This is a genomic window from Pseudomonas sp. TWP3-2 (assembly GCF_049897765.1).
Taxonomy (GTDB): Bacteria; Pseudomonadota; Gammaproteobacteria; order Pseudomonadales; family Pseudomonadaceae; genus Aquipseudomonas.
Map to the genome: position 1 here is coordinate 1 of NZ_JAFCWW010000040.1, position 9,293 is coordinate 9,293.

A 9,293-nucleotide genomic window follows, 5' to 3' on the forward strand; every position below is an offset into this window, starting at 1 on the left:
TCGCCGCATGGGTGAATCTTCGCGGATGTACCCGGTTCCCACTGTGTGCCAGCCTGCTGGCGATGGCTATCTTTCAGGCGCTGATGCTATTGCGGATGTCCCCAAAACCTGTGGGAGCTGGCTTGCCAGCGATGGCGGCCTGACAGCCGACCAGCCTGCTCCTGAATGCACCCAATCCCACTGTGAATCTGCTAGCGATGAGGCCCGCCAAACCAACACAAAAACGGATAATCAGCTCCGGGCAAACGCCACCGCAGCCTGAAACTGTTCTTCTGTCGGACGCACGCCGGTGTACAGCACGAACTGCTCCAGTGCCTGAATGGCGATCACTTCCAGCCCGGTGATCACGCGTTTGCCTTCAGCGCGACCACGCATGATCAGCGGCGTCTCCGAGGGGATCGCCACCACATCGAACACCGTCTCCGCCGACTCAATCACTTCGGCGTCAAACGCCAGTTGATCCGCCTCCGGCCCGCCACTCATGCCGATCGGCGTGACGTTGATCAGCATCTGTGGGCGTTCTTCGCCCAGTTCAGCCTGCCAACGATAGCCCAGCGAATCCGCGAGTGCTCTGCCGGCGCGCTCATTACGCGCAACGATCAAACCGTTTTTGTAACCACCATCGCGCAGCGCACTGGCTACCGCTTTGGCCATGCCGCCGCTGCCGCGCAAGGCGAAGGTCGATTGTTGCGGAACTGCGTGTTTTGTCAGCAACTGCTCGATGGCGATGTAATCGGTGTTGTAGGCCTTGAGATGGCCGTCGGTGTTGACGATGGTGTTGATCGACTGTATCGCCGCAGCGGATGCATCCAGCTCATCGACCAGTTCAATACAGGCTTCCTTGAACGGCATCGACACGCCGCACCCACGAATGCCCAACGCACGAATTCCGCTCACTGCGCCGGTCAGATCCTTACTGCTGAAGGCTTTGTAATAGAAGTTCAGGCCCAACTGCTCATACAAATGATTGTGAAACCGCAGACCGAAATTCCCCGGACGCCCGGAAAGGGACATACACAATTGGGTGTCTTTGTTGGGATTCATCTGCATGAAAAACTCCTTCGAATGCACTTTCGGATGGACGGGATTAGCCAGACCATCAGGTTCTGGAAGATGATTGAACGGTCTGCAACGGGCATCGCAATATTGACCCGCAGACCGGTAAAGAAACCGCTACAGACCTTACACAAAATTTACCCAGCCGCCGTGCTGTTTTGCAAAATGTTGCTGTCTTAGAAGTATCCCCGCGCGAACGCAAGCCTGTTGCAGGCCGGACGCCCGGGTCGAAGAACCGAGGAATTATCATGATTCGTAAACTCTCCATTGTCGCCCTGCTGATCGGTGCATTTGCTGTCACAGGCCAGGCCGAAGCCGGAGGTCATGGCTGGCAAGGCCCGGCAGTGTTTGGTGCGATCGTCGGCTCGGCCATCATCGGCTCGGCGCTGATCAATCAGGACCGGCCGGTCTACGTGCAGCAGCAGCCGGTTTACGTTCAGCCGCAACCGGTCTATGTGCAGCAACCGCCACCACCGGTCTACTACCAGCCGGCGCCGGTTTATGTGCAACAACCGGTTTATTACCAACCGGCCCCGGTGTATTACGGCCCACCGCGCGGCTACTACGGCCCTCCACGTCACTACTACGGCGGCCCGCGCTGGTAATCACAACAACACTGAGCCTCGCTTTGATAGCGGGGCTTTTTTTCGCCAACAAGGTGCGCCGTTCGTCGGGCCGAGTCTGAAAAAATCGCGTGAACGTCGCTGTCAGGACAGTTTCCCCGGCTAAAGTCGGCATGATTGACTCGACAGTCGTGAATTCATTCACGCAACGGTCATCCATTTGTCATGACGGAACCGCAATCTGAGTCCGTCCGCATACAACAAATTGATAACAACAAGGACGACAGGAATGCCAACACAGAACCCGCACCGCATTGTCGGTTTGTGCACCTCGAGCAAGGTGTACAACACATTGACCGAACTCAAGCATCTGGAAGGCCATCGCAGCGCAAAGTTTCTTTCGCTGCTCGCGGAAAATCTCGTGCGCAAGGGTTTGCTCAATGAGCACGAGATTGTGCACATGCTCGATCAAGTGGTGGATTGACCCAGCCCTCACCGGCATCAATGACCACTATCGAAAGCGTTGATTGTCCCCGCCGCTGGCAAATCCCTAAGGTAGCCCCACAGATTCAGTGGAGGTACTTGTCATGGCTCAGGTTCAAATCATGTCGGTTATCGGCAGCGCCGTTCCCGCCCCGCTCCGCGCGCTGGGATTGCTCGCCTGCTGGTATCTGGTGCGCGATGGCGAGCCAATCAGCGGCCCGCTCACCTCTTTGCCCGATGCTCAGGCATTGTCGCTGCAGATTGGCAATCAGCCGTTCAACGCCTAAGAAGGCAGCTGCACTTTCGGCTTGGTTTCGACGAACAGCGCCCAGCTCGACATGAACAGCGCAGCGATCAGCGGACCGATCACAAAGCCGTTCAGACCGAACACCGCCATACCGCCCAGCGTTGAGATCAGGATCAGGTAATCCGGCATCCGCGTGTCCTTGCCCACCAGAATCGGGCGCAGCACGTTGTCCACCAGACCGATCACGAAGACCCCGAACAAGCCCAGTACCACGCCTTCCCAGATCATCCCGCTGAGCAGGAAATACACCGCCACCGGCGCCCAGACGATCCCCGCGCCCACCGCTGGCAGCAGCGACAGAAACCCCATCAACACCGCCCAGAGTAAAGCGCTGGGAATATCGAGAAACCAGAATATCGCCCCGCCCAACGCACCCTGAGTGATCGCCACCACCAGATTGCCCTTGACCGTGGCACGCACCACGCGGTTGAACTTGAGCTGTAAACGACGCTTGTGGTTTTCCTCCAGCGGCACCGCCGTGCGCATCTTGCGCGCCAGCTCGGGACCGTCGCGCAGGAAGAAAAACAGCAGATACAACATGATGAAAAAACTCACCACAAACTCGAACGTACCCTGGCCGAAACTGAACGCCTGAGTCGCCAGCACCTGACTGCCCTGCATTGCGCTTTTGACGATTTTCTCACGCAAACCGTTCAGCTCACCCAGGCCGAATCGATCAAGCAGATTCTGGAAGTACGGCGGCAGGCTGTGCTTGAACTGCACCAGATAGGCGCCAATGTCGAGTTTGCCGCTTTCGATGTTGTTGTAGACCGTGGCCCCTTCCTGCACCAGCAGCACGCTGATGACGATCACCGGCAAAATCGCAATCACCAGGCAGATGCTCAAGGTGCACAGCGACGTCAGGTTGCGCTGCCAGCCGAATTTGAACTGCAATTTGCGCTGCATCGGCGCAAACACGATGCCCAGAATTACCGCCCAGAACACCGCGCCGTAGAACGGCAGCAAGATCCAGATAAAGGCGACCGTCACCAGTACGAGCAGCACGGTGAGGGATTTGAATTGCAGACTCTTTTGGTTCATGTCCAGTCCATGTCAGTCAGGCGCCACACGCGCCCGCCCAACTTAGTCAGCCCGCGGCGGCCCAAGTGCCATCAATCTTTAATGAGCATAGATGCAGATCAATAAAGCCTTGGCCCAACTGCTCTACCCTGCCGCGCTTTTGCGATTGATACCGCCATGACGCCCTCCTTCACCCCGGAACTGCTGGCCCCCGCCGGCACCCTGAAAAACATGCGCTACGCCTTCGCCTATGGCGCCGATGCGGTTTACGCCGGCCAGCCGCGCTATAGCCTGCGCGTGCGCAACAACGAATTCGACCACGCCAACCTCGCCCTTGGCATTCAGGAGGCCCAGGCCCAGGGCAAGCGTTTCTACGTGGTGGTCAACATCGCCCCGCACAACGCCAAGCTGAAAACCTTCCTCAAGGATCTGGCGCCAGTGATCGAGATGGCGCCGGACGCGCTGATCATGTCCGACCCTGGCCTGATCATGCTGGTGCGCCGGCACTTCCCGCAGATGCCGATCCACCTTTCGGTGCAGGCCAACACGGTGAACTGGGCGAGCGTCGAGTTCTGGCAACAGCAAGGTCTGAGCCGGATCATCCTCTCGCGGGAACTGTCGCTCGAGGAAATCGGCGAAATTCGCGAGCAAGTGCCGGGCATGGAGCTGGAAGTGTTCGTGCATGGCGCGTTGTGCATGGCCTACTCCGGACGCTGTTTGCTGTCGGGTTACATGAACAAGCGCGATGCCAATCAGGGCAGTTGCACCAATGCCTGCCGCTGGAAGTATTCGGCGCAGGAGGCGACTGAAAATCAGCTCGGCGAGATCGTGCAGACCTGCGAACCACAGCCGACCCTCGGGATTGGCGCACCGACCGAGCAGGTGTTCCTGTTGCAGGAAGCCAATCGCCCCGACGAATCGATGCCAGCGTTCGAAGACGAACACGGCACTTACATCATGAACGCCAAGGACCTGCGCGCAGTGCAGCACGTCGAGCGCCTGACCCGGATGGGCGTGCATTCATTGAAGATCGAGGGCCGCACCAAATCGCACTTCTATTGCGCGCGCACCACGCAGGTGTATCGCCGGGCGATTGATGATGCGGTGGCCGGACGCGCATTCGATCGCAGCCTGATGACGGATCTGGAATCGTTGGCGCAACGCGGATACACCGAGGGTTTTCTGCGCCGGCATGTGCATGACGAATATCAGAACTATCAGAACGGCAGCTCGGTGTCGGAGCGTCAGCAGTTTGTCGGCGAGTTGACCGGAGAGCGGCGTGAAGGTCTGGCCGAGGTCAAGGTGAAGAACCGCTTTGCGTTGGGCGATCATTTGGAGCTTATGACGCCGGAGGGTAATTTTCAGTTTGATCTGCAGCAATTGCTGAGTGTGAAAGGTGAGGCGATCGACGTCGCGCCGGGAGATGGGCATACGGTTTATTTGCCGGTGCCGGATGGGGTCGATCTTGAGTTCGGGTTACTGATGCGGGATATCGGCGCCTGCTAGAAGGCCCTCACCCTGGCCCTCTCCCAGAGGGAGAGGGGACTGAATGGGAGATGCTTCAGATTAACGCCGACCTGATCAATCAGCTGTGAATCCATAATCGACGCGGCTTTTCAGGTCGATGTACCACGCCAGACACCTCGGTAGGCTCCCTCTCCCTCCGGGAGAGGGCTGGGGTGAGGGGCCGCTCTTTTACGATCAGCGCTGATCATCCGACAGTGGCGTAGGCGCATCCGCCGGTGGCATATCGTCGTCAGCCGGCGGGTCATTCCAGTCTTCTGGGCGATCATCGTTCAACGGGTCGTTGCCGGGGCTCATACCCGGAGGCACATCGTGATCGGCCAGTTTCGGTTCGTCCGTGCGGGGCATTGCGCGGGTTGGATCGGTCGGAGCGGTTCCACCCTGAAACAGCGTGTCGTCAGCCATGATGCACCTCACAAAAGGAGGCCCGGAACATCCGGGTCGTACACGTTTGAAATGCCCCCGCGCACAGCGTGCTATCGAACAGACCAACGGTGATCAACCCTGCGCAGAAAACCGGTCACGGCTGTTGGTCAGGTGCAGCCACATTGCCGCACGGGCCGCATCCGCGTCCTGACGCTTGATCGCATTGAGGATCGCCTCGTGCTCCAGATTGGCCAGTTGCCCGAGCTTGCTTAAATCGGTCGCGCCGCGTTCAGCAGCATTCACCCGAGTACGAGGAATCATTGCGCTGCCCAGGTGCTGCATGATTTCGGTGAAGCACACGTTACCGGTAGCCTCGGCGATCAATAGATGAAAGCGCCGGTCAGCCTCGACGCAACTGTCGTTGTTGGCCAGCAGGCGCTGATAGTCGTCGAGCGCCTGACGCATCTGCACTAGCTGCTGCTCGCTACGGCGTTGCGCAGCCAGCGCCGCTGCCTGTGTTTCCAGCCCCATGCGCAATTCAAGAATGCTGCGCACTCCCAGCGCGGTGTCGACATTCAGGCGCAGGCCCTGCTCCGGCGCGCGCTCGATCACAAAGGTGCCGATGCCATGGCGCGTTTCCACCAGACCGGACGCCTGCAACTTGGAAATCGCCTCGCGCACCACGGTGCGGCTGACCCCGTACTCCTGAACGATCGAGTTCTCCGACGGCAACTTGTCACCGGGCAGCATCTGGCCGAGCAGGATGCTATGCGTGAGTTTCTCCACCAGATCGTGGGCCAGGTTGTGCGCGCGTTTGCGGGTGGGAGCGTCGAGGTCTTCGTGCATGGTCGATTCCGGTGTCGGGGCTTGTGGATCGTAGCACTGCGGTGCTGAGGGCCTGAGCAAAATCTTCCATAACCGCTGCTTAACTTGTATGACAACACTCAATATATTTTGCCCTTCATCCATCAATCGGATGCTTGGCAGCGTTTAAACCATACTCATTAGATACAAAAACCCTCCCGCCAAACGCCACGAAAGGCAATAAACACAAGAGAACATATAAGAAAAGGCATAAAAAACTTTTCTAAAAGATGATTTTGATTGTTTGCCGCACTTGTAGGGCAAAAAAATCTAGTTGTATGATGTCTATCAACACCTGACACCCAGTACTACCCCGCATAAAAATAACGAGTGGGAGAAAATCCAGTGAAAACATCCATCGCCGGGATGCATGAGGGCGCCGATTCGGTGTTGTCCTCAGCCATTTCCAAAGTCAAACGCCATGTCCTGCCGCTGTTCGTGATCATGTTCATCGTCAATTACATTGACCGGGTGAACATCGGTTTCGTGCGCACACACATGGAACACGATCTGGGCATCGGCGCCGCCGCTTACGGCTTCGGTGCCGGCCTGTTCTTCATCGGCTACGCGCTGTTCGAAGTCCCGTCGAACATGCTTCTACAAAAAGTCGGCGCACGAATCTGGCTGACCCGCATCATGTTCACTTGGGGCCTGGTCGCCGCTGGCATGGCGTTCATTCAGAACGAAACCCACTTCTATATCCTCAGATTTCTGCTCGGCGTAGCTGAGGCCGGATTCTTCCCGGGGGTGATTTACTACTTCACCCGCTGGCTGCCGGGCGCCGAGCGCGGCAAGGCGATTGCGATTTTCCTCAGCGGTTCGGCCGTGGCCTCGCTGATCTCCGGCCCGTTGTCCGGCCTGCTGCTGCAAATCAACGGCTTGGGCATGCACGGCTGGCAGTGGATGTATTTCATTGAAGGGATGTTCTCGGTCGGGCTGTGCGTGTTCGTCTGGTTCTGGCTCGACGCCAAACCCCACGACGCCAAATGGCTGAGCCCCGCCGAACAGGACGCGCTGGTCAAAGCCATCGACGACGAGCAACTGGCCCGCGAAGCCGCAACGCCGATCAAACCGTCGCTGGGCAAATTGCTCAAGGATCGACAGATCATTCTGTTCTGCCTGATCTACTTCTTCATCCAGTTGACGATCTACGCCGCGACGTTCTGGCTGCCGAGCATCATCAAGAAAATGGGCGAGATGAGTGACCTACAGGTCGGTCTGTTCAACTCGATTCCGTGGTTGCTGTCGATCATCGGCATGTACGCCTTCGCGACTTTCTCGGCCAAGTGGAAGCACCAACAGGCTTGGGTTGCCACGGCGTTGTTGATTGCCGCAGCGGGGATGTTCATGTCCACCACCGGCGGGCCGATCTTCGCATTCGTCGCGATTTGCTTTGCCGCGCTCGGCTTCAAGTCTGCGTCGTCGCTGTTCTGGCCGATTCCCCAGGCTTATCTCGATGCGCGCATCGCGGCGGCGGTGATCGCGCTGATCAACTCGGTGGGCAACCTTGGCGGCTTCGTGGCGCCGACCACATTCGGTTTGCTGGAAGAACACACCGGCTCGATTCAGGGCGGTCTGTATGGCCTGGCCGCGACCTCGATCATCGCAGCGATCATCGTGTTCTTCGCCCGCACCCAACCGAAATCCGTAGCTGATGCCGGCGCACAAATTTCCACGCCGAAGCACGCCTGAATTCTGCATTTATAAGGACAACAAAAATGACCGCACACGACATCGCCAAAGCCCCGATCATCACCGACATGCAAGTCATCCCGGTCGCCGGCCACGACGGCATGCTGCTCAACCTGAGCGGCGCGCACGGGCCGTATTTCACCCGTAACATCGTCATTTTGAAAGACAACGCCGGCCACACCGGCGTCGGTGAAGTGCCCGGCGGCGAGCGCATCCGCCAGACGCTGGAAGACGCCCGCTGTCTGGTGATCGGCAGCCCGATCGGCTCCTATCAGAAGATCCTCAATCAAGTGCGTCAGACCTTCGCCGACCGTGACGCGGGTGGTCGCGGATTGCAGACCTTCGACCTGCGCATCACCATTCACGCTGTCACCGGCCTGGAAGCCGCCCTGCTCGACCTGCTCGGCCAGCACCTCGACGTGCCGGTAGCTGCGCTGCTCGGTGAAGGTCAGCAGCGCGATCAAGTGAAGATGCTCGGTTATCTGTTTTACGTCGGTGATCAGCGCGAAACCGACCTCGCTTACCGCAGCGAGCCGGATGCCGACAACGACTGGTTCCGCGTGCGGCACGAGAAAGCCATGAGCGCTGAAAGCGTGGTGCGCCTGGCCGAAGCGGCGCATCAGCGCTACGGCTTCAAGGACTTCAAACTCAAGGGCGGCGTGCTCAATGGTGATGCGGAAATCGAAGCCGTCACCGCACTGGCCGAACGCTTCCCCGATGCGCGCATCACCCTCGATCCGAACGGCGCGTGGTCACTCAAAGAAGCCATCCGTCTGTGCCGCGATCAGCATCATGTGCTCGCATACGCCGAAGATCCATGCGGCGCGGAAAACGGTTATTCGGGCCGTGAAGTGATGGCCGAATTCCGCCGCGCCACCGGGCTGAAAACCGCGACCAACATGATTGCCACCGACTGGCGCGAGATGGGCCACGCGATCCAGTTGCAATCGGTCGACATCCCGCTGGCCGACCCGCACTTCTGGACCATGCAGGGTTCGGTGCGCGTGGCGCAGATGTGCCACGAATGGGGCCTGACCTGGGGCTCGCACTCGAACAATCACTTCGACATTTCGCTGGCAATGTTCACCCACGTCGCCGCCGCTGCGCCGGGCGATATCACGGCTATCGACACTCACTGGATCTGGCAAGACGGCCAGCGGCTGACCAAAGCGCCGCTGCAAATTGTCGACGGCTGCGTGCAGGTACCACAGAAACCGGGGCTGGGCGTGGAGCTGGACTTGGATCAGCTGGCCAAGGCCCACGAACTGTATAAAGGCATGGGACTCGGCGCGCGCGATGACAGCGTGGCGATGCAGTTTCTGATTCCGGGATGGAAATTCGATAACAAGCGGCCGTGTCTGGTGCGCTGACCCTGTGCTGAAAACACCACAATAGAAATTGCGCCCCCCCCCCGGCGC

Annotated in this window: 10 protein-coding genes; 6 read left to right on the top strand and 4 right to left on the bottom strand. The window is 58.7% G+C overall.

What is annotated here, in order from left to right; all coding sequences use genetic code 11:
* Window positions 1–231: 231 nt before the first annotated feature.
* Entirely contained in the window at window positions 232–1,050 is an 819-nt protein-coding gene (locus ACP7EE_RS27475) for a shikimate 5-dehydrogenase (protein WP_426238148.1), read from the bottom strand.
* Window positions 1,051–1,304: 254 nt separating this feature from the next.
* Between ACP7EE_RS27475 and ACP7EE_RS27480 the strand changes: the two genes are divergently transcribed.
* From ACP7EE_RS27480 to ACP7EE_RS27490, 3 genes are all read left to right on the top strand, one after another.
* Window positions 1,305–1,661 carry a hypothetical protein gene (locus ACP7EE_RS27480; protein ID WP_426203756.1) on the top strand — a complete coding sequence of 119 codons (357 nt, stop codon included), beginning with the start codon at window positions 1,305–1,307 and terminating at the stop codon, window positions 1,659–1,661.
* Window positions 1,662–1,908: 247 nt separating this feature from the next.
* A complete protein-coding gene (locus tag ACP7EE_RS27485; RefSeq protein ID WP_420650159.1) occupies window positions 1,909–2,103 on the top strand; it encodes a hypothetical protein in 195 nt (64 codons plus the stop codon).
* Between the two features lie 103 nt (window positions 2,104–2,206).
* Window positions 2,207–2,389 carry a hypothetical protein gene (locus ACP7EE_RS27490; RefSeq protein WP_420650160.1) on the top strand — a complete coding sequence of 61 codons (183 nt, stop codon included), beginning with the start codon at window positions 2,207–2,209 and terminating at the stop codon, window positions 2,387–2,389.
* Here the strand turns inward: ACP7EE_RS27490 and ACP7EE_RS27495 are convergent.
* Window positions 2,386–3,450: an AI-2E family transporter gene (locus tag ACP7EE_RS27495; RefSeq protein ID WP_426203758.1), complete on the bottom strand. Its 1,065-nt coding sequence runs from the start codon at window positions 3,448–3,450 to the stop codon at window positions 2,386–2,388. The genes ACP7EE_RS27490 and ACP7EE_RS27495 overlap by 4 nt on opposite strands.
* Before the next feature lie 156 nt (window positions 3,451–3,606).
* Here ACP7EE_RS27495 and yegQ point away from each other — a divergent pair, with 156 nt between their 5' ends.
* Window positions 3,607–4,935, top strand: coding sequence for a tRNA 5-hydroxyuridine modification protein YegQ (yegQ, locus tag ACP7EE_RS27500; RefSeq protein WP_426238150.1), 1,329 nt, complete (start codon window positions 3,607–3,609; stop codon window positions 4,933–4,935).
* A 195-nt stretch (window positions 4,936–5,130) separates the two neighbouring features.
* Here the strand turns inward: yegQ and ACP7EE_RS27505 are convergent, their stop codons facing one another.
* On the bottom strand, window positions 5,131–5,358 hold the full coding sequence (locus tag ACP7EE_RS27505) for a hypothetical protein (protein ID WP_426238152.1): 228 nt from the start codon (window positions 5,356–5,358) through the stop codon (window positions 5,131–5,133).
* Window positions 5,359–5,451: 93 nt separating this feature from the next.
* The gene (locus ACP7EE_RS27510) at window positions 5,452–6,165 is read right to left on the bottom strand and encodes a FadR/GntR family transcriptional regulator (RefSeq protein WP_426238154.1); all 714 of its coding nucleotides are present in this window, start codon (window positions 6,163–6,165) and stop codon (window positions 5,452–5,454) included.
* Between the two features lie 363 nt (window positions 6,166–6,528).
* Between ACP7EE_RS27510 and ACP7EE_RS27515 the strand changes: the two genes are divergently transcribed.
* Together ACP7EE_RS27515 and gudD are read left to right on the top strand one after the other, a co-directional pair.
* Window positions 6,529–7,875 carry an MFS transporter gene (locus tag ACP7EE_RS27515; RefSeq protein ID WP_426238156.1) on the top strand — a complete coding sequence of 449 codons (1,347 nt, stop codon included), beginning with the start codon at window positions 6,529–6,531 and terminating at the stop codon, window positions 7,873–7,875.
* A gap of 26 nt (window positions 7,876–7,901) precedes the next feature.
* Entirely contained in the window at window positions 7,902–9,245 is a 1,344-nt protein-coding gene (gene gudD / locus ACP7EE_RS27520; RefSeq protein ID WP_426238158.1) for a glucarate dehydratase, read from the top strand.
* Window positions 9,246–9,293 lie beyond the last annotated feature (48 nt).